We start from the raw sequence: 18458 nt of genomic DNA, 5'->3' as shown, positions 1-18458 counted from the left end.
CGGCACTCATGGAAAAATCCGTGAATACAGCTCAGGGTGTGATTCGCGCGGCGGCGCGCTCACCGGTGCGGGTCACGGTGGCACGCACAGCATACGATCGGGGCGTGACCCAGGTGACCGACCAGCGCGCGACCGTAGCCGGGGCCGTGCCCTCTTGGTCGAGCCCCGCGCCCCTGCGTCCATCGCCCGACTTCGGGCCGCTCGACAAGCTCCAGGGGTGGGTGGTCACCGCGGTACTCACCGCGATCGCGGCGTTGACGCGGTTCATCCTGCTGGACTATCCGACCGACGCCTACACCCCGGTCTTCGACGAGAAGCATTACGCGCCACAGGCCTGGCAGATCCTTACCGGCGGCGGCGTCGAGGACAATCCCGCATACGGGTTGGTGGTGCATCCCCCGATCGGCAAACAGCTGATCGCGGTGGGCGAGTGGATGTTCGGCTACAACGGCTGGGGCTGGCGATTCAGTTCGGCACTGGCGGGCACCATCCTGGTGCTGCTGGTCATCCGGATCGTGCGCCGGATGGCGCGGTCCACCATGGTCGGCGCGATCGCGGGCATTCTGCTGATCGCCGACGGACTCACCTTCGTCTCCTCGCGCATCGGCATGCTCGATATCTTCATGGGGGTGCTGGTCACCGCCGCATTCGGCTGTCTGATCGTGGACCGCGACGAGGTGCGCGCCCGAATCGCCAAGGCGGACTACGAAGGTCGGATCGGTGCGAGCGAATGGGGGCCGCGGCTAGGAGTGCGCTGGTGGCGCTTCGGCGCCGGCGTACTGCTCGGTCTCTCCTGCGGCACAAAGTGGTCCGGGATGTACTTCATCCTCGCGTTCGGGCTCATGAGCGTCTATTTCGATGTGTCCGCGCGGCGCGCCTACGGTGTGCGGCGCCCCTGGGTCGGCACGGCCGTGCGTGATGTCGGGCCCGCGCTGTACTCGTTGGTGCTGATTCCGCTCGGAGTGTATCTGGCCAGCTACTGGGCCTGGTTCGCCAGTGAGGACGGTGCGTTCCGCTATGCGGTCGGCAATCAGGTCGGTCGCGACGGTCCGTGGTCGTGGCTGCCGAATGCGCTGCGCTCGCTGTGGTACTACAGCGGCGAAACGCTGCGGTTCCACGAGGGCCTGACCAATTCGGCCGGTAACCATCACCCCTGGGAATCCAAGCCGTGGACCTGGCCGATGGGGCTGCGGCCGATGCTCTACTACTACGCCGACAGCGGTGTCACCGGGTGCGGTCAAACGCAGTGCGTGAAGGCCGTGATGCTGATCGGCACCCCGGCGATCTGGTGGATCGCATTCCCGGTGCTGGGCTGGATGCTGTGGCGCACTGTGGTCCGTCGAGACTGGCGTTATGCGGCGGTGCTGACCGGATACGGCGCCGGACTCATTCCCTGGTTCTTCACCCTCGATCGGCAGATGTACTACTTTTACGCCGTGCCGCTGGCCCCGTTCCTGGTTATGGGGATCGCGCTGGTGTGCGGCGATATTCTCGGCCCGGCCCGATCGGTACACATACCGCGAAGTCCGGCCGGCACCTATCTGCCCGCGGTGCCCAGTGAACGGCGCAGCCTCGGACTGCTCGCGGTCTGCATCTACCTCGGCCTGGTGATCGCCGATTTCATCTGGCTCTGGCCGATTCTGACCGCGCTGCCGATTACACCCGGCAACTGGCACGACCATCTCTGGCTGCCCAGTTGGCGCTGAGGACTAACTCTCCAGCGCCGCCTCGACGTACTTCAGGGCCGCCTCGTCATCGAGGCCGAGCCGTCGAATGGTGGCGACGTAATCGGTCGCGGCGCGCCCTGCCAGATCCTTGGTCGGGTCACCCGAGGACGCGATGAAAGATCCTTGCCTGCCTCGGGTTTCGACGATCCCGTCGGCCTCGAGTTCCCGATAGGCACGAGCGACCGTATTCGGCGCCAGCCCGAGTTGCGCGGCCAGCGCTCGCACCGTCGGGATCTTCGTTCCCGCGGTCAACTCCCCGGAGCGCACCTGTGCGATGACACCCAGCCGCAGCTGCTCGTAGGGCGGAATCGACGAATCATGGGTCACGGTAATGGTGAACATCGCACGCTCACACGTCATCTCGGGACAGCGGGCAGGACATGCACCGCGGTCCGCCACGGCCGGAACCCAATTCGGAACCCGGGATGCGCAGCACCTCGATGCCCGCATCCTCGAGCCGCGCATTGGTCATATCGTTGCGCTCGTATGCGACGACCACGCCGGGCGCGAGCGCCAGCGTGTTGTTGCCGTCGTCCCATTGCTCGCGTTCGGCGGTGACCACATCGAGTCCGGTATCGATGACCCGCAGCTTGCCGATGCCCATCGCATCCGCGGCGGCGGGCAGGAACGGTTCGGGGCCGCGCATGCTCACCCGAGCTTGATCGTTGCGTCCGCCGTAATCGTCCTCGCGATGAATCGTGAACGCGCACAGCGAATCCCGGACCGCCGGATACATCACGACGGCATCGGTGTCGACCATGGTGCACACCGTGTCCAGGTGCATGGTCGCGCGACTCTGGGCGATCGGGACGACCAGCACCGTATGGGCCAGGTCGTCGTCGAACAGGCTGCGCGCCAACGCTTCCGCGCCCGCGGGCGAGGTGCGCTCGCCGACCCCGACCGCGACCACGCCGGGCGCGAGCAACAGCACGTCACCGCCCTCGATCGGCGCGGTATGCGATTCGTAGGCCCGCCGCACGCCGAGGAAGCGCGGATGGAATGCGTAGATGAGATCGGTCAGTGAGGTCTCGCGAATCCGGGCAGGCAGGGCGAGTGAGGTGATCGCCACCCTCGGACCGACCCAGAATGACGAATCCCTGGTGAACAGCAGATTCGGCAGCGGATCGATGACGAAATCCGCACCGTGGTGCATGCGCCGCACCAGCGAGGTGTTGTCGCCCTCGAAGGGCAGTTCGTCGAAGGTCATCCCGGCCATCAGGATGTTGGCCAGATCCCTGGCCCGGACGCCGCGCAGGAAGGCCGCGAGCTCGTCGGCCAGCATATGTCCGAGTTTGCGTGCGTCGACCGCGCCGGAAATGCCCTGGATGCGGGCCGCCCCGCTGACCGAGAGGGTTTCGGCGAGCAGATCGGCGAGCAGCAGCACCTCGACGCCGCGTTCGCGCAGCACCCCGGAAAACATGTCGTGCTCCTGCTGGGCCCGCTCGACCCAGGGAATGCCGTCGAAGAGCAATTGATCGTTATTGCGCGGGGTCAGCCGCCGCAATTCGTCGCCTGGCCGGTGCAGCAGCACCGTGCGCAAGGTCCCGACCTCCGAGCTGACCGCCAGCCGACCGCCCGGATCGCCGACCCCGTCCAACTCATCGTCCGCACCGCCATCGTGCCCCGCCCGCACCGCGTCTGCTCCCATGCTCCGACCGTAGTTCGCCGAGGGCGTAAGAGCACGCAATTGGGTGTCTCCGATTCCGACCCCAGCACACCCTAACCTGAAGTATGGTTTAGGTGAATGGAGGAGCGTGATGTCGACAACCGATTGGCGAGCGAAGGAGCTGACCCCCGGGCAGCTGTCCGAGCGTAGCGGAGTAGCGGTATCCGCGTTGCACTTCTACGAACGCGAGGGTCTCATTTCGAGTCGTCGCACAAGTGGAAATCAACGCAGATACGCCCGCGAAACGCTGCGCCGCGTCGCCTTCATCCGTATCTCCCAGCGGGTCGGCATTCCATTGAGCGAAATCCGCTCCGCACTGGACAAACTCCCCGAAGGCCGCACCCCGACCCGGCGCGACTGGGAGACCCTGTCCACTGCGTGGCAGGCCGACCTCGACGACCGCATCACCCAGCTGACTCGCCTGCGCGACAACCTGACCGGCTGCATCGGCTGCGGCTGCCTGTCGCTCGGCAGCTGCCGACTGGTCAACGAACACGACCGCCTCGGCGAACAGGGGCCGGGCGCCCGCGTACTCGATGTGACGCTCAATTGCCCATCGAAACCAGCAGCCTGTTGAACCGATCGCTGGTGCGGCGAACCACGAATTCGTAGGGGTAGGCGAATTTGCGCGCCCACCAATAGCCGAAGCGGATATCGAAGGATGTGTAGACGAGGAACCGATTGCGCTCGATACCGCGCAGGATCGCCGCAGCAACATGTTCCGGCGAGGCGGCATGCTCGGTGAACGCGCTCCGACGTTCATGCGGCCGGAGCGGGTCGCGGAGTTCGAATCGGGACAGCAGGCTACCGGCCGAGTACCGCAAGCATCCCTGCCACCGCCTGCGGCCAGGTGAACTGCTCGGCCCGGCTGCGTGCCGCCTTCCGACGACCGGCGGTGGGCATCGCGAGCACATCGGTGACGGCCTGGGCGAAGGCGGAGGGGCGATCGTCGGCGACGGCGCCGCATTCGGCGGTGACGATATCGGCGAGCGCCGAGGATCGGCTGGCGACGACCGGCGTACCCGCGGCCAATGCCTCCAATGCGGCGAGTCCGAAGGTTTCGTGCGGTCCTGGTGCCAGCGAAACATCGGCGGTGGCCAGTAGTTTCGCCACCATTGCCCGGTCGGTGATGAATCCGGTGAAGTGCACCGCGGGCAGACCGCCGGTCAACGTCGGCAAGGAACGGGCCCGACGCTCCAGGGCTTCGCGCCGCGGTCCCTCCCCCGCCACGACCAGCCGGGCCTCGATCCCCGCCTTGCGCAGTGCGCCGATGGCTTCGATACTGCGATCCACCCGCTTCTCCACCGACAATCTGCCGCAGTGCACAAGCAGCGGATGTCCCGGCACGCCGAGATCGGCGCGCAGGCGGTAGTCACGGCGGCGCGGGCTGAACAGCTCCAGATCCACCCCGAGCGGCACCAGTTCGGCATTGGGGGCGTCGATGCGCAGGAACTCCGCACGCGCGAATTCTGTTGTGCAGACCACGATGTCGTAGTCGTCCGCAGTGCGCCGATTGGCGATATCGGCGCACCGGCGCGCCACCGGGCGGGGCATGACCTGGCCGAGCAGTCGGTCCAGGCGCTCATGCGAGATCATTACGCTCGCCACGTCGCGGGTGCGGGCCCAGCGTCCGAATCCACGCAGCGTCAGCCGGTCCGACACCTCGAGCACGTCCGGCCGCAACCCGGCCAGCACATCCGCCACCCGGCGCGGATCCGCCGCCCGATAGCCGCCGGTCCATGGAATCGCCAAAGCGGGCAGGGTGATCCGCACCGCACCGGTCGGCAGGATCTCCTCGGCCCGGCGCGGTCCGGGCACGATGAGCACCACCTCGTGCCCGGCGGCCACGTACCCCTCGCCCAGGTGGTGCAAAGCGGTGCGCAGCCCACCCGACCGCGGACCGTAGAAGTTCGCCAGCTGCACGATGCGCACATCGCCGATCGTGCAGCGAATCGGGTTCCCCCCGGAACCGGTGCGCCCAACACCGCATGAACACCCGTGAAAGAACCTGCTAACGGGTGCGACGGCGCGGCAGTCCGACACGCGGGACCGACGCCGGTCACGCGCGCGTGGTACCCCGGCCCGCCCTGGGCAGATCGAGATCCAGCGGGATGCGCCCGACGGCCAGATGCGCCTCGACCTCGTCGGCGGGCATCGGCCGCGCGATCAGAAACCCTTGCGCCCGATAGCAACCCAGCCCGACCAGGGTTCGCGCGGCCACCGACGTCTCGACGCCTTCCCCGACCACACCGAGCCCGAACGACCCGGCCAACCCGATAATGGATTTCACGATCGCCAGATCGTCGGTGCTCGCGCCGAGACGCTGCACGAAGCCGCGGTCGATCTTCACCGCGTCGACCGGAAGCGCCTTCAGATGCGACAGTGAGCTGTATCCGGTGCCGAAATCATCGATGGCGATCTGCACACCCATTCGCTTCAGTCCGCGCAGCGTGACCTGGGTGCGCGCCAGATCCTGCACGACCACATGTTCGGTGATCTCCAGGCAGACCGAACTGCCATCGATCCCGAACAGCCGTAGCATATCCTCGATCCGCTCCACGAAATCCAGGCTGACCAGCTGAACTGGCGAAACATTTATCCGCATCACCACATTCGCCGCCAGCCCCCGCCTGCGCCATTCGGCGAATTGCGCACACGCCGAGCGAATCACCCAGCGCCCCAGCTCACCCGCGAGATTGGTGGCCTCGGCGACCGTGACGAACGCACCGGGCGGCAGCAGGCCCCTGGTCGGATGCAACCAGCGCACCAGCGCCTCCAGCGCCACCACCCGGCCGGTGCGCAGATCGACCTCGGGCTGATAGTGCAGCAGCAGCGAGCCGTCCGAAACCGCGCCGCGCAGATTCAGCTCCACATCGTCCTGCAGTTCGAACTGCGCGCGCATGGCGTCGGTGAATACCGCGACACCGTTGCCGCCGCCCGATTTCGCCGACAGCAGTGCGTGATCGGCCCGGCGCAGCACATCCGCGACCGTGGTCTCCCCCGGAATACCCACCGCGACACCGACGCTGGCGCCGCGGCTGACCGATTCCCCGCCGACGGTCACCCGCCGTCCGATAAGCTGCTGAATCCGCGTCGCCTCCAATTCGGCCGCCACCGCATCCATCGGTTTGGCCGGCACGATGACGAATTCGTCGCCACCGAGTCGGGCGATCATGTCATTGGGATCGAGATTCTCCCGCAGTCGCGAGGAGAGCGTGCGAATGAAGTTGTCCCCCGCGGTATGTCCGAGAAAATCGTTGAGCGCTTTGAGCCGGTCGAGATCGAGGAAGAAGGCGGCCACCGGGCCGGGACTGCCCTGTCTGAGCCGCTCCTCCATATGTTCGAGTAGCGCCCGCCGGTTGGCCAACCCGGTCAGATCGTCGTGCAGGGCGATATATCGTAATCGTTCCTCGGCCACGACGCGCGCCTGCAACTGGGCGAAGAGTGCGGCGATCGCCTTGAGCACGTTCAGTTCCCGGGTGCTCCAGTCGCGATCGCCCTGTTTGATGAATCCCAGCACGCCGGTCGACTCGCCACGCGACAACAGCGGCACCGCGGCCATCGCGACCTGCGGAATACCCGACGAACGCCGGATCGTCTCCTGATAATCGGCGGATTGTTGGGACGGCCGCACAATGATCGGCTCGGTGGCGTGTTCCAATTCCCGGAATACCGAGTCGGCGTGCTCGAAATGCACGATCTTCAGCGGGTCCGGATCCGGTATGTCACCACGGTGCGGCCACTCCGCGATGAGCACGGTCGCCCGCTGCTCTCGATCGGTATGGCGTAGGTAGCTGAAGTCGACATCGAAATGCTCGACCAGCCTGGCCAGCACGCGTTCACTCGCCGCCACCATCGTTGTGGCGTCGACGCCCATCAACTCGGAGGCGACCTGGGTCACCAATGAGTCGAGCGTTCGCCGAGGCACCCTATCTCCGATCGCGCTAGCTGCGGTTGCCCGCGCCCGGCACTGGAAGCCGCCTGCTGCGGACCGTGGCTGCTGCCGCATAGCTCAGGCGAAGCACCAATGCCATGATCTCATGCCCAGGCACTCCCAGCAGGTCCAGGAAACGGCCCTGAAGTGTCGTAAGTGTATCCGCGAAATCCGGTGAAATCCCTTTCAGCTCGTCGGGGTGCCGCGCATAAAGGAACAGGGGCGAGACCGGTTGCACCGCAAGACCGAGCCGTTGCGCCGCGATCCAGACCCGCTGCACGGCCGCGCCGCCGCGGGCGTAGTCGGCAAGTGATACCGACTCTGCTCCGGATCGACGCGGAAAAGTTATCGCGACCAGCGCCGAACTCGACAGCACGCGATCGCGGCTGTACTCGCCGAGCGCGGTACCGCCGGACCATTCGCGCAGCCGATCCATGACATCCGAGCGCTCTCCGATCCGGATCTTGGCCTGCTCGTCGGCGGCCAATTCCATACTCCGGATATCGATCCCGGTGCGCGGATCCTGGCCGGGCCAACGCAGTTCGCCGAACATCTCCTGATGCAGGCGCGGGGTCAAATAGCGAATGCGATCGGATTCGCCGAGCAGGGCGGCCGCGGCGGCGAGCTCATCGGGTGCGGTGATGGCATGGACCACCGCATCGGTGGCGGCCGCGTCCAGGGCAGGCAGGACATGATCGGCCAGCGGCACGCCCGCGCCGAGGTGTCGATTCGTCTCGCGGGTCAGCGTGGCCGGATAGTCCGCGGCCAGTGCGGAATCGGTGCCGTTGCCGAGGTGTAGCACCGCGGAAAACGGGGTCGAGTCGTTCTCGACGAACTCGTGCGCGCCGAGTATGCCGTGCGCGGCAGCCGCGGCACGGGCGTTGTAGAGCGCCGCGCCGATCGATACCGCGCTGGCGCGATAGCCGATATCCATTGCGGACGAGCGGGTTCGGACGAGATCGATGCGTAGCTCGTCGCCATCGACGCGCAGGCACCACGGTTGGGTATTGCCGCCCGACGGCGCCCGTTGCGCGGATTCGAGGACCTTCTCGACCGCGGACCCGTCCGGATCCGGTACCCCGACTTCGGGCACCGGAAACTCGTCGGACACCTTCTCACACACCGGCTCCGGTTCGGCCAGCTCGTCGAGACCACGCTCCAGATCGAACCGGGTCCGGCCCGAGGACAGCTTCTGTCCGAGCCCGACCCGGCGCACCGCCGCCGCCACGATTGCCGCGCCGAGCTGAACGTCACCGCCGAGTTGCGGCCAGGTCGTCACGGTTTGGTCGATCTCGACCAGACTCGCCGCCATCCGCGCCGATAGCTCCTTGGGGTCGAGAATCCGCATGACGTGCGGCGCCTTGTCTTTGGTGGACAACCCGCGCAGATCCGCGCCGACGGTCGCGCCGAGCAGACCGTGGAACATCGGACGGTCCGGTTCCAGGTCATAGCGCTCGACATCGAGCAGGCCGCGATCGCTGGTATCCATCAACAGCGGAAGGCGGTGTCGGCGTGCACCTTCCCGGACAGCGAACTTGATATCGAGTGAATCGCATTCCTCGACAACCAGCGACAGCCCGTGCAGGAATGCGTCGACGGTGTCCTCGTCCACGCCGGCGGTGGCGACCTCGACCGGCAGATACGGATCGAGTTCGGCGATCCGGCGCGCGGTCACGATGGATTTGTTCACACCGATATCGAAGATCCCGCCGGGCACCCGATTCAGATTCGACAGCTCGATATCGTCGAAATCGGCCAGGCGCAATAGGCCACAGGTGCCTTCCAGTGCCAATGTATAAGCAACCGCGTGCCCGACGCTCTGTCCGACGACCCCGATCGCGAGACCGGCGCAACGTTCCTGTTCGACGCGGGTGAGTTTGTTCTGGTTGCGGTCCAAGCGAATCGCCCGAAATGTCTTTTCACCGGGCAATCCGACGAGTGTGCACCGCCACGGATAATAGACCCATCGGTCGGTTTCTGGCCGACCTAGATCCGCAGGCGGCCGACGCACCTTGACGAGTTCGGCGCGCAGCACATCACGCAGATCGAGAATGCGGACCTGCGGCGATTTCCGTAATTGCCCGAGGATCCGTGCGTCGTCTTCGGCATTTTCATCGAGAATCAGCGGGCGGTGGTCCGCGGTGAGCTCACCGTTCATGCCTGCGCCGATCCTCCGATCCCTGATCCACCCGAGGGCGCTCGACCGTGCGGCGACAGCCAGGCATCGAGTGCCGCACACTCCAGCGCAGTCAACGAACTCTGCAATTTGGTGGCTAATGACCGATATGTCCGGGCATCCCACCACATCGGAATGGTCCGATAGCGGTCGTCAGGATAGGGCACCGCCGGTATCCGATCGGCGACATACCCACCACTCGTGCGGTACAGACCGATATTTCGCGTGGCAGTGGTGACGAAAGCGAATCTGGCATCGAGCAGCCGGGCGGCGTGCACGACACAGCGGGAGACCGCTGCCGCGAGCGCGGCACGATGCTCCGCCGCTCGCGAGACCCAGACGGCTTTCACCTCGACCACACCTTCCGGTATCCGATCGGCAACCATCGCGCGCAACTCGGCGGCACCGGGTCGACCGGCCCAGGCGCGCAGTGCGTGCACTTCGTCGGCCGCACCGTAGGGCCCCTGCGCCCGCAATCCCGCGAAGACCGCGCCGGACGGATCCACGGCGGCGAAGAACAACGACGTCGAACGGCCGTCGACAACGCTGTCGTATTCCAAAGCGTGATCAACACCGTAATGCCGGTAAACCTGCAGCGCACCGCGCAGATAACGACGCCACAGATCAGGATGAACCTGCGGAGTGGCGACATGAAAGACATATCCGGAATGCATGTCGCGAAACCGCAACACCTCGGCATCGCGCGTGCCCCCCGGGCCGACTGCGATTGTTTCGACAGTCATGGTTTTCCTACTCCGTTTGCTACCGCACATCTGCACGGTCATCGAGCCGGCCTGACCGACTCGCCAGACGACTCGCCGATCGGTTGAGTTTGCCTAGGGCAGTATCCGTCATACAACAAGAATTGACCAGATATCTGGTTAATCTTCCGGAAACTGATTGCCAGTCCCGAAATTACCGCAGGTCAGACCGCTCGAACACGCCATCGGATAGATCATGGAGACCAGTCGGTACTGACACAGCTAATGCATGGCAATCTCAAACCAGGATGGAGATGAACAGTTCGACCGACTCAGGCCCACGCCAGATCTCGATTTCCTCCCGGTACGCACGGGTGATCTCGGCAGATGCCGTCGCATCGTCGACCTGGGCCCACACATCCTCGACCGGATCGTGGTAATCCCCGTTCGGCTCGAACCGAGCGTAGACACCCTTGGGCACCTTGACGAGTACGTCACCAACCGGAACCGCACTCGGATCGGGGTACTCGAAACACACGACGGCGTTGTAGTTTCCGGCCGGATCCGGCACGTACACGGTGTACATAGGCTGGTCGGCTCCCGTGCGGTCACGCAGCCGATCCTTGAGGAATTCGATCAGGTCGCTATTGCTGACCTTGAAGCTCGGACGTACCCGCGGCACGACCAGACCGCCGTAGATGGCCTCGGGGCGCACCACGATCGCGTATGTCATCGCGCCTCGACCGCCAGGTAGAGATCGATCTTGTAGGCATGCGGATAACACTCGAAATCGCCGGTATACGTGCGTTTTATCTGGTTGTGTTCCTCGGCATAGGCGATCTGCGTCCACAGGTCCGTCATCACCTGCGGAAAGTTACCGACCGAGGAGAACCTGGCATAGGTGCCGCGCGGTAGCCGCGCCACCAGGTGGCCGCGGGTGACCTCACGGAAGGATGCGCACTCATAGCCGACGATCTGGGTGTTGTAGGTGCCGAGTTCACCGGAGTAGTCGGTGTAGGCGCTGGCCAGTTGACCGCCGAGTTCTTGATGCAGTACCGCCGCCCACGCGGCCTCTAGGTCGTGGTCCCGCAGTTCCCCGAGCGCACGTTTCGGGCTGCGCACCGGGAGCCCGGCAACCCACGTCTCGTCTCGCTCGACGATTTCAAACTGCATGGAAAGACTCTTTCGAGGTGAACCCGGGGGCGTTGCCCGCATCCGGTCGGCCAGAAAGGCCATGCTATCAACTCGACCGCATGGTCCGGCTCACACGTCCGGGTCGTTGTGCACACCTTCCCGCCGCCTCGAACTGGTCGTGCGACCTGTACGCAAACCAGTGGCTATCGGTGCATGCGGCATCATGTGATTGTGTGCGAGACCATCGCCGAACTCGATACCGCGGTCGCGGATTGCTTCGCCTGCCCGCGGCTGGTCGCTTGGCGAGAACGAGCGGCCAGGGAAAAGCGCGCCGCGTACCGTGACGAAACCTATTGGGGCAGGGCGGTTCCCGGCTACGGTCCCGATGACGCCCGGCTGCTGATCGTCGGGCTCGCCCCAGCCGCTCACGGCGGCAACAGAACCGGGCGAATGTTCACCGGCGACCGCAGCGGCGATTTCCTCTACGCCGCCATGTACAACGTCGGGTTGACCAATCAACCCACGGCGGTGCACCGCGATGACGGACTGCGGCTGATCGGGGCTCGGGTCACCGCGCCGGTGCACTGCGCGCCGCCCGACAATAAACCGACGCCCGACGAGCGGGACCGCTGCAGTCACTGGTTGAAGACCGAATTGGGCCTGCTCACCCCGACATTGCGGGCGGTGGTCGTACTCGGCGCGTTCGGCTGGCAGGCACTGCTTCCGGTACTTGCCGCCTCCGGCTGGACCGTACCGCGTCCGCGCCCCAAATTCGGGCACGGCGCTCACGTTGTGCTGCCGCCGACCGTCGATGATCATGCGCCGCTGCACCTGTTCGGCTGCTACCACGTCAGCCAGCAGAACACCTTCACCGGTCGGCTCACTCCCGAGATGCTCGAAACAGTCCTCGCCACTGCGGCGACCGCTGCGGGGCTTCCCGGCCGCCGGAGCTGAGCGCAGAACTCAGGACGGCGCGGTGATCTTGGTAATGGCGGTGCCGCCCTCGTGGGGCGCGACGGTGACGAACTGCCGATAGGTGCGCACGGTCGCATCCAGTCGGAACTCGGTGATGACAACGTCGAAGCGACCGTCGAGCATGGGGATGATCATGACGCAATGCTGGGTGCCGGGCGGAATCGATTTGATGCCCGCGTCGATCAATGCGACCGAGGACACCGCCGCATCCGCTGTGGTCAGTGCCCGGGCATCCGAGGCCGAGCGGGTCACGTAATAGGCATATTGGAAGGCCAAGATCACATCCGGCCCGGATTCGATCGACCCGGTTCCGTTGCCGCGCACCAACTGTTCGGTGCGCGTCGGCTCGCAGTTCGGTCCGCCGCCGAGCACCCGATCGGTGATCGTGGCCGCCGACTGCCTGGTATTACTCGCCTCGGCCGTGTATACGAGCACCAATGCCACCGCCGCCAGCGTCGCGAAGATCGCGGCACTGCCGACCAGCCAGGGCCGACGCGGCCGACGCCGCTTCCGACGGTGTGGGCGCGTCGGCGGGAGGACACGTGGTGCGGGCCCGGACGGGAGCATGCCCGGCCACAGCGGATCGGCCGAGCGACTCACGCGCCTGCTGACGTGCAACGCGGCGGCATTGCCGCCGGACTCGGCTGTGTTCGACGACACCATGCTCTCGCCACACCCCTTCACCGGTGCCGCTGGGGCGACCCTTTCAATGCCGTTGTGCAATAACAAGATTGCACAGATGCGCCGGTAAGGCGACATAATGGGCCGGAGAGAACCGGTCAATGGACCGGCAAGCTACGCCCGGACTGCCCTCGGAGGCACGCGGTTCCTGCGACTTTGGAGGTTTCCTACAAGCGCCGGGCCGAAGGTTCGTAACGACGGGCATACCGTGATCAATCCGCGCCGGTATGCTCTTCCGGGAACGATGTCCAGCGAAAATACCAGCTCAGCAGTGCATTTCGGTGCATGCGGCGGCATAATAGAACGTCTGCGACGATGCCGCGCGACAACGATGTCCGGCCGCCGTAGCCTGTCGAACGCCTGTCCACTTCAGCTAAGGCACTCGCCAGGACACCGAAAACCGCGTTATCGGAAGAGAAACCAGGAGCGATTCTCGTGCGAAACCTCTTTGCTGCCGACGGGCGATTCCCGAATGTCGTCGTGACGAGTCTCGCGGCGACCACCTCCATCGCGGGTGATGTCGACGCGACCTGGAAGGGACTCCTCAACGGCGAGAGCGGAATCGACGTGCTGGAGGATCCCTTCATCGAGGAGTACGACCTCCCCGTCCGCATCGGCGGTCACCTGAAGGTTCGCCCCGAAACCCTGCTGACGCGGGTCGAACAGCGTCGGATGGCCTACGTAGAACAGCTCGCGACGGTTCTCGGACGCGAGGTATGGCGCAATGCGGGCAGTCCGGAGGTGGATCCGGAACGTCTGGGTGTGGCGATCGGTACCGGGCTCGGCGGCGCCGATGCGATCACCGATGCGAACACCAAGCTGAAGAACGGTGGCTACCGCAAGATTTCGCCACTGGCCGTGCAGATGATCATGCCGAACGGCCCGTCGGCGGTCGTCGGTCTCGAATTGAAGGCCAAGGCAGGCGTGATCACGCCGGTTTCGGCGTGCTCGTCCGGGTCGGAAGCGATTGTCAACGCGTGGCGCATGATTGCGATGGGTGACGCCGATATGGTCGTCACCGGCGGCGTCGAGGGATACATCGATGTACTCCCGATCGCGGCCTTCACCATGATGCGCGCGATGAGTACCCGCAACGACGACCCGAAGGGCGCCTCGCGTCCGTTCGACAAGGATCGTGACGGTTTCGTCTTCGGTGAGGCCGGTGCGCTGATGGTCCTCGAGACCGAGGAGCACGCCAAGGCTCGTGGCGCGACGATCCACGCGCGCCTGCTCGGTGCCGGAATCACTTCCGACGGTTACCATTTGGTCGCTCCCGCCCCCGATGGCGATGGCGCGGCACGCGCGATGACCAGGGCCATGCAGCTCGCAGGCCTCACCCCGAAGGACATCACCCACATCAACGCGCATGCGACCGCGACTCCCATCGGTGACACCGCCGAGGCGAACGCGATCAACAAGGCCGTGGGCAACCACGCTTCGGTGTACGCGCCGAAGTCGGCACTGGGACATTCGATCGGCGCGGTGGGCGCACTGGAATCGATTCTGACCGTGCTCAGCATCCGCGACGGAGTCGTGCCACCGACGCTGAACCTGGAGAACCAGGATCCGGAGATCGATCTGGATGTGGTGCACGGCGAGGCGCGCAACCAGGAGATCGAGTACGCGATCAACAACTCGTTCGGTTTCGGCGGGCACAATGTCGCGCTCGCCTTCGGCCGGTACTAGCGGACGAGAACGGCACGCGGATAGAGCAGCTGGAAACCGAGCTTCTGCACGTTCTGCTGCGACTTCGAACCCGGCAGTGTCGTAACCACCGCGAGGTCACAACCCGCGGCCGCCGCGGCGGCGAGGCGCATCGATAGCCGTGCGCCCTGCACGCCGCGGCGGCGGAATTCGGGAAGGGTTGCCGCACCGCATAATTGGGCAACGCCGTCGCTGAGGCGCAGGCTCGCGCCGCCGGCGGGCTTACCGTCGATCATGGCGAGCGAGCCGACGAAACCGCTCGTCGCGGTGAGGTCCCGCTCGGCCCGCTCGATGGCCTCGCCCGGGAACAGTGGCGCATCACCCAGAGCAGCAGCAGTTTGGTAATCAGCAGAGCACCGATCATGTCGACGATTATCGGGACTGCCGCCCGAATCCAACTCCAGAACTCCCCGCACACAGCGATTTCACCCATTTCATGACCGCTCTCGACCAGCAGCAGGCCAAAGGCATTACGCCACAACGGGTTGACGCCACCATCGTCTCCGCCGTCGAGGACCGGCGGCCGCGGCCGCTGTATGCGGTCGGCAGCAACGCACCAGCCATGTTCGCGCTGCGTCGCCTATTGCCGCGCACGGTCATCGAGAAGGTCATCGCCAGGGCGTACGGGTGTCCCGGTGACAGCCTGCGGCTCGGCGAGCACATCCGGTTCGACCGGGTCCGGCATGACGGCGTATGCGGCACCGGCAACTGACGTGCGTTTGTTCATCTGTACCGCGATATCCCCGTCCTCGGCAGCGTCGAAGTCACCGCGATAACCGCCCGACCGGCATCGCGGATGATGTGGTCGAGGTCGTCGATGATGTCGCTGATCGCATCGCGGGTCCGATCCGCCTGCGCGGATGCGGCCGGCTCCCGGTCGAATTCGATACCGATCTTGTTGAGCTGCAGTCCGGTGTCGAGCAGACTTCGAACCAGGTTATCCGCGATCTCAGCGAAAGCGACTGTGCCGCTGTCCCATTCGTCGCTCTCGAACTGTCGATTCGTGGTGATGTGGTCGAACTTCTTGTCCCACATAATAATTCCTCTTGCCGGACAGGTTCACTGACTGCCACGGTCGCCGATTGCCCGGAAATCGTTCAGAGCCGGAAGTACCCCGCATCCAGCTACCGCAAACTCCTGAAGCCACAGCGGCAATCTCCTGCCCTCAACAAACGTTGCGTGAAGTGTGCTGAGCCTATTGCCATGAGCGCCGCAGCGGGGCAGTGTGAACATGTCGGTGGCGCCACCGGGGCGCTGCCCTGAACACCGAGGGAGTCGCTCGTGTACGCACGTTCTACCACTATTCAGGCGCAACCCTCCGCTATCGATGCCGGGATTGCGCACGTACGTGACGAGGTAATGCCGGCTTTGGAAGACATACGCGGCTGTGTCGGACTATCGTTGCTGGTCGATCGCCAGTCCGGCCGGTGCATCGTCACTACCTCATGGGAAACCGAGGATGCGATGGCCCGCAGCGCCGACCGCGTTCGCCCCATTCGAGATCGCGCAGCCGCGGCATTCGGCAGCGGTGGCACCCAGATCGAGCAATGGGAAATCGCCGCCCTACATCGTGACCACCGCGCACAGCAGGGCGCCTGCGCCCGCGTTGTCTGGATCAAGACGAACCCGGATCGACAGGACGCTGCGATCGAGACCTACAAATCCCAGGCCCTACCCGAAATGGAATCCCTCGAGGGGTTCTGCAGCGCGAGCCTCCTCGTCGAGCGCGCATCCGGCCGTGGCGTCTCCTGCGTCACCTTCGATACCGCCGACGCCATGGAACGCAACCGCGAAGACGCAACCGCCCTGCGCGAGCGAATCACCCGCCAAGCCGGTATGCAGGTGGTCGACATGTGCGAGTGCGAGTTGGCCATCGCCCACCTCCGCGTCCCCGAATTGGTGTAAACGCACGGCTGCGGCTCTCGACCGAATGATCGGTCGGGAGCCGTCGCCGCTACACCGTTGCCCTGGGCATCAAGCTTTGTAGAGCGCCCGGAGTTCACGCTTGTACACTTTGCGATGGACAACAGCTGATGCGGCGTCATACGTTCGCGGAGAACACCTTTCGGTGTTCCCGTAGTGCCCGATGTGTAGATGAGCCCCATCGAATCGCAATCGCACCATCGAGATTACCGAGCGGTTCAGGATGACCCCGGATCCACTGTTCAACAGTGCTGTGCCGATCGGCTCGATATCGTTTCGCAACATCAGCGCGAAGCGATCACCACGCGCAATCCCATTCGAAACGAATGCCGACGCAAGACATCCAGCGCGGTGATTCACCTCGGACTGGCGGGACGACATTGACAGGCAGCAAGGTCACTGATACTCATATGCTATGACTGGGCCGGAGGATTTCGAGTTCGAAGCCGTCTACCGAGGCACGGGTGGCCCGTTCGGGCCGGGCGTCAAACCGCCGTGGAGTATCGGGGAACCCCAGCCGGAACTCGCCACGCTGATCGAGCAGGGCAAATTCCATGGCGATGTCCTCGATGTCGGATGCGGGGAGGCGGCGATCTCGCTGTATCTGGCCGAGCGGGGCTACACCACCGTGGGGCTGGATCTGTCGCCGACCGCGATCGAGCTGGCCCGCGCCGAGGCGACCAGGCGCGGCCTGGCCAACGCCGCCTTCGAGGTCGCCGACGTCACCTCCTTCACCGGCTACGACGGTCGCTTCGACACGATCGTCGACAGCACGCTGTTCCACTCGATCCCGGTCGAGTCGCGGGCGGGCTACCAGCAGTCGATCGCGCGCGCCGCCGCGCCGGGCGCGTCTTATTTCGCGCTGGTGTTCGACCGGACCGCCCTACCCGAAGTACCCGTGCCGGGGCCGGCGCCGGTCACCGCCGACGAGCTCCGCGAGGCGGTGGAGAAGTACTGGGTGGTCGATGAGATCAGGCCGGCACGAATCCACGGCAACCTGCCGGTCGGCGACTTCGGCCCTGCCGACGGCCCGAGGTTCCGATTCGAGGGCATCCGCGACGAACCCAGTGGCCGCAAGTCGGTACCCGCCTGGCTGCTGTGCGCCCGACTGGGCTGATCCTCCCGTTCTTACGTTCCGAACCCGCCAACAGCCCCGAAACGTATTCAAGCACCCGAGCCCGCGGCTCAGACCGCGCGAACCGGCCCCCCAACCCCGCCACATCAAACGAATCCAACTCCGCCACAACACGATCCAACACCACACACCAGATCTACCAGAACCAACTCACGTAGGTGTCGTTGCAGTATCAGGACAGATCTTGATCCTTGTGACTAGTCGCGGGTCTGTGGCCTGCAGCATCCCGTGCGCGGCGCGATGCCTGCCTGCGGTTAGTGGCGATTCGCGGCGGCTCGGTAGAGCGGCGCGGTGCCCGATCCCCTGTCGCTGCAACGGTTTTGCTCCGAGGTCGAGATGCTGTTGGCTCCTTTGGCGAGTCGCAGCTGAGGTCGGCGTGGGGCCGCTATGCGCTCGCCCGGCCTGCTCGTGCCCGCGTGGATTTCCTCGATGAGTTGCGTGCCGCGTGTCGGTCCGGTGTCCGCGAGCCGGTCCGGTTCTGGTCCGCTCGACGGTATCGACGAGGCCGTACTGGATGCCCTGCGCGACAGACCGTTCGCGGACCTGCCCCGGTGATCGCGAGCCCGGCGGAACTGCGGCGCCGCACGGAGGTGGAGCGGGATAGGGCATTGGCTCGACTCCGTGCCGTCCATCGGACGTATTGGGACCGTGATTGGCGTTTCGAGCATCGAGAGGGTGGCCGCTAGCCCGAGGATCACCTCT

The 18458-nt window shown here is 65.3% G+C and carries 19 protein-coding genes and 2 pseudogenes; 8 read left to right on the top strand and 13 right to left on the bottom strand.

What is annotated here, in order from left to right; genetic code table 11:
* Nucleotides 1-104 precede the first annotated feature (104 nt).
* Complete coding sequence (locus ACQPXH_RS06185; RefSeq protein WP_433601351.1) at nt 105-1706, top strand: dolichyl-phosphate-mannose--protein mannosyltransferase; 1602 nt, start codon at nt 105-107, stop codon at nt 1704-1706.
* A gap of 3 nt (nt 1707-1709) precedes the next feature.
* On the opposite strand, the gene ACQPXH_RS06180 is transcribed toward ACQPXH_RS06185, so the two are convergent.
* Together ACQPXH_RS06180 and arcA are read right to left on the bottom strand one after the other, a co-directional pair.
* On the bottom strand, nt 1710-2069 hold the full coding sequence (locus ACQPXH_RS06180) for a GntR family transcriptional regulator (RefSeq protein ID WP_433601350.1): 360 nt from the start codon (nt 2067-2069) through the stop codon (nt 1710-1712).
* Between the two features lie 7 nt (nt 2070-2076).
* Nucleotides 2077-3375, bottom strand: coding sequence for an arginine deiminase (arcA, locus tag ACQPXH_RS06175; protein WP_433601349.1), 1299 nt, complete (start codon nt 3373-3375; stop codon nt 2077-2079).
* 109 nt (nt 3376-3484) lie between these two features.
* Here arcA and soxR point away from each other — a divergent pair, with 109 nt between their 5' ends.
* A complete protein-coding gene (gene soxR / locus ACQPXH_RS06170; RefSeq protein ID WP_433601348.1) occupies nt 3485-3970 on the top strand; it encodes a redox-sensitive transcriptional activator SoxR in 486 nt (161 codons plus the stop codon).
* On the opposite strand, the pseudogene ACQPXH_RS06165 reads toward soxR, so the two are convergent.
* From ACQPXH_RS06165 to ACQPXH_RS06135, 7 genes and pseudogenes are all read right to left on the bottom strand, one after another.
* Nucleotides 3939-4139: pseudogene (locus tag ACQPXH_RS06165) on the bottom strand (SDR family oxidoreductase); the annotation flags it as partial. The gene soxR and the pseudogene ACQPXH_RS06165 overlap by 32 nt on opposite strands.
* A 58-nt stretch (nt 4140-4197) precedes the next feature.
* Nucleotides 4198-5325: a glycosyltransferase gene (locus ACQPXH_RS06160; RefSeq protein WP_433601347.1), complete on the bottom strand. Its 1128-nt coding sequence runs from the start codon at nt 5323-5325 to the stop codon at nt 4198-4200.
* A 127-nt stretch (nt 5326-5452) separates the two neighbouring features.
* On the bottom strand, nt 5453-7294 hold the full coding sequence (locus ACQPXH_RS06155; RefSeq protein ID WP_433603325.1) for a putative bifunctional diguanylate cyclase/phosphodiesterase: 1842 nt from the start codon (nt 7292-7294) through the stop codon (nt 5453-5455).
* Between the two features lie 43 nt (nt 7295-7337).
* Entirely contained in the window at nt 7338-9485 is a 2148-nt protein-coding gene (locus ACQPXH_RS06150; RefSeq protein WP_433601346.1) for an Rv1355c family protein, read from the bottom strand.
* Complete coding sequence (locus tag ACQPXH_RS06145; RefSeq protein WP_433601345.1) at nt 9482-10246, bottom strand: hypothetical protein; 765 nt, start codon at nt 10244-10246, stop codon at nt 9482-9484. Before ACQPXH_RS06145 ends, ACQPXH_RS06150 begins: the two co-directional genes overlap by 4 nt.
* A gap of 256 nt (nt 10247-10502) precedes the next feature.
* Nucleotides 10503-10937 (bottom strand): effector binding domain-containing protein, encoded by a 435-nt coding sequence (locus tag ACQPXH_RS06140; RefSeq protein WP_433601344.1) that lies wholly within the window; start codon nt 10935-10937, stop codon nt 10503-10505.
* The gene (locus tag ACQPXH_RS06135) at nt 10934-11377 is read right to left on the bottom strand and encodes a GyrI-like domain-containing protein (protein WP_433601343.1); all 444 of its coding nucleotides are present in this window, start codon (nt 11375-11377) and stop codon (nt 10934-10936) included. Before ACQPXH_RS06135 ends, ACQPXH_RS06140 begins: the two co-directional genes overlap by 4 nt.
* 174 nt (nt 11378-11551) lie before the next feature.
* Here ACQPXH_RS06135 and ACQPXH_RS06130 point away from each other — a divergent pair, with 174 nt between their 5' ends.
* Nucleotides 11552-12292: a uracil-DNA glycosylase gene (locus ACQPXH_RS06130; RefSeq protein WP_433601342.1), complete on the top strand. Its 741-nt coding sequence runs from the start codon at nt 11552-11554 to the stop codon at nt 12290-12292.
* A gap of 9 nt (nt 12293-12301) precedes the next feature.
* Here the strand turns inward: ACQPXH_RS06130 and ACQPXH_RS06125 are convergent, their stop codons facing one another.
* The gene (locus tag ACQPXH_RS06125) at nt 12302-12973 is read right to left on the bottom strand and encodes a hypothetical protein (protein ID WP_433601341.1); all 672 of its coding nucleotides are present in this window, start codon (nt 12971-12973) and stop codon (nt 12302-12304) included.
* Between the two features lie 456 nt (nt 12974-13429).
* On the opposite strand from ACQPXH_RS06125, the gene ACQPXH_RS06120 reads away from it, so the two are divergent.
* Complete coding sequence (locus tag ACQPXH_RS06120; protein WP_433601340.1) at nt 13430-14680, top strand: KasA/KasB family beta-ketoacyl-ACP synthase; 1251 nt, start codon at nt 13430-13432, stop codon at nt 14678-14680.
* Here ACQPXH_RS06120 and ACQPXH_RS06115 read toward each other — a convergent pair.
* Nucleotides 14677-15114 (bottom strand): GNAT family N-acetyltransferase, encoded by a 438-nt coding sequence (locus ACQPXH_RS06115; RefSeq protein WP_433601339.1) that lies wholly within the window; start codon nt 15112-15114, stop codon nt 14677-14679. The two genes, ACQPXH_RS06120 and ACQPXH_RS06115, sit on opposite strands and share 4 nt — an antisense overlap.
* Nucleotides 15115-15134: 20 nt before the next feature.
* Here ACQPXH_RS06115 and ACQPXH_RS06110 point away from each other — a divergent pair, with 20 nt between their 5' ends.
* Complete coding sequence (locus ACQPXH_RS06110) at nt 15135-15410, top strand: hypothetical protein (protein WP_433601338.1); 276 nt, start codon at nt 15135-15137, stop codon at nt 15408-15410.
* A gap of 11 nt (nt 15411-15421) precedes the next feature.
* Here the strand turns inward: ACQPXH_RS06110 and ACQPXH_RS06105 are convergent, their stop codons facing one another.
* On the bottom strand, nt 15422-15733 hold the full coding sequence (locus ACQPXH_RS06105; RefSeq protein ID WP_433601337.1) for a hypothetical protein: 312 nt from the start codon (nt 15731-15733) through the stop codon (nt 15422-15424).
* 246 nt (nt 15734-15979) lie between these two features.
* Between ACQPXH_RS06105 and ACQPXH_RS06100 the strand changes: the two genes are divergently transcribed.
* Together ACQPXH_RS06100 and ACQPXH_RS06095 are read left to right on the top strand one after the other, a co-directional pair.
* Nucleotides 15980-16603, top strand: coding sequence for an antibiotic biosynthesis monooxygenase (locus ACQPXH_RS06100; protein WP_433601336.1), 624 nt, complete (start codon nt 15980-15982; stop codon nt 16601-16603).
* Nucleotides 16604-17036: 433 nt separating this feature from the next.
* The gene (locus ACQPXH_RS06095; RefSeq protein WP_433601335.1) at nt 17037-17738 is read left to right on the top strand and encodes a class I SAM-dependent methyltransferase; all 702 of its coding nucleotides are present in this window, start codon (nt 17037-17039) and stop codon (nt 17736-17738) included.
* Between the two features lie 4 nt (nt 17739-17742).
* Here ACQPXH_RS06095 and ACQPXH_RS06090 read toward each other — a convergent pair.
* Nucleotides 17743-17883 (bottom strand): annotated as a pseudogene (locus ACQPXH_RS06090) (IS701 family transposase); the annotation flags it as partial.
* A 130-nt stretch (nt 17884-18013) separates the two neighbouring features.
* Between ACQPXH_RS06090 and ACQPXH_RS06085 the strand changes: the two are divergent.
* Nucleotides 18014-18442, top strand: coding sequence for a DUF7711 family protein (locus ACQPXH_RS06085; protein ID WP_433601334.1), 429 nt, complete (start codon nt 18014-18016; stop codon nt 18440-18442).
* Nucleotides 18443-18458: the final 16 nt, after the last annotated feature.

This window comes from Nocardia sp. CA-135953, assembly GCF_050955735.1.
Classification (GTDB): Bacteria; Actinomycetota; Actinomycetes; order Mycobacteriales; family Mycobacteriaceae; genus Nocardia.
This window is presented reverse-complemented; position numbering and strand designations above follow the sequence as displayed.

Bases quoted from the DNA above. Each gene is read 5' to 3' on its own strand.
- soxR (WP_433601348.1), top strand. From the start codon at position 3,485: ATGTCGACAACCGATTGGCGAGCGAAGGAGCTGACCCCCGGGCAGCTG.
- ACQPXH_RS06140 (WP_433601344.1), bottom strand. From the start codon at position 10,937: ATGACATACGCGATCGTGGTGCGCCCCGAGGCCATCTACGGCGGTCTG.
- ACQPXH_RS06110 (WP_433601338.1), top strand. From the start codon at position 15,135: ATGACCGCTCTCGACCAGCAGCAGGCCAAAGGCATTACGCCACAACGG.
- arcA (WP_433601349.1), bottom strand. From the start codon at position 3,375: ATGGGAGCAGACGCGGTGCGGGCGGGGCACGATGGCGGTGCGGACGAT.
- ACQPXH_RS06135 (WP_433601343.1), bottom strand. From the start codon at position 11,377: ATGCAGTTTGAAATCGTCGAGCGAGACGAGACGTGGGTTGCCGGGCTC.
- ACQPXH_RS06130 (WP_433601342.1), top strand. From the start codon at position 11,552: ATGCGGCATCATGTGATTGTGTGCGAGACCATCGCCGAACTCGATACC.
- ACQPXH_RS06145 (WP_433601345.1), bottom strand. From the start codon at position 10,246: ATGACTGTCGAAACAATCGCAGTCGGCCCGGGGGGCACGCGCGATGCC.
- ACQPXH_RS06150 (WP_433601346.1), bottom strand. From the start codon at position 9,485: ATGAACGGTGAGCTCACCGCGGACCACCGCCCGCTGATTCTCGATGAA.
- ACQPXH_RS06180 (WP_433601350.1), bottom strand. From the start codon at position 2,069: ATGTTCACCATTACCGTGACCCATGATTCGTCGATTCCGCCCTACGAG.
- ACQPXH_RS06095 (WP_433601335.1), top strand. From the start codon at position 17,037: ATGACTGGGCCGGAGGATTTCGAGTTCGAAGCCGTCTACCGAGGCACG.
- ACQPXH_RS06105 (WP_433601337.1), bottom strand. From the start codon at position 15,733: ATGTGGGACAAGAAGTTCGACCACATCACCACGAATCGACAGTTCGAG.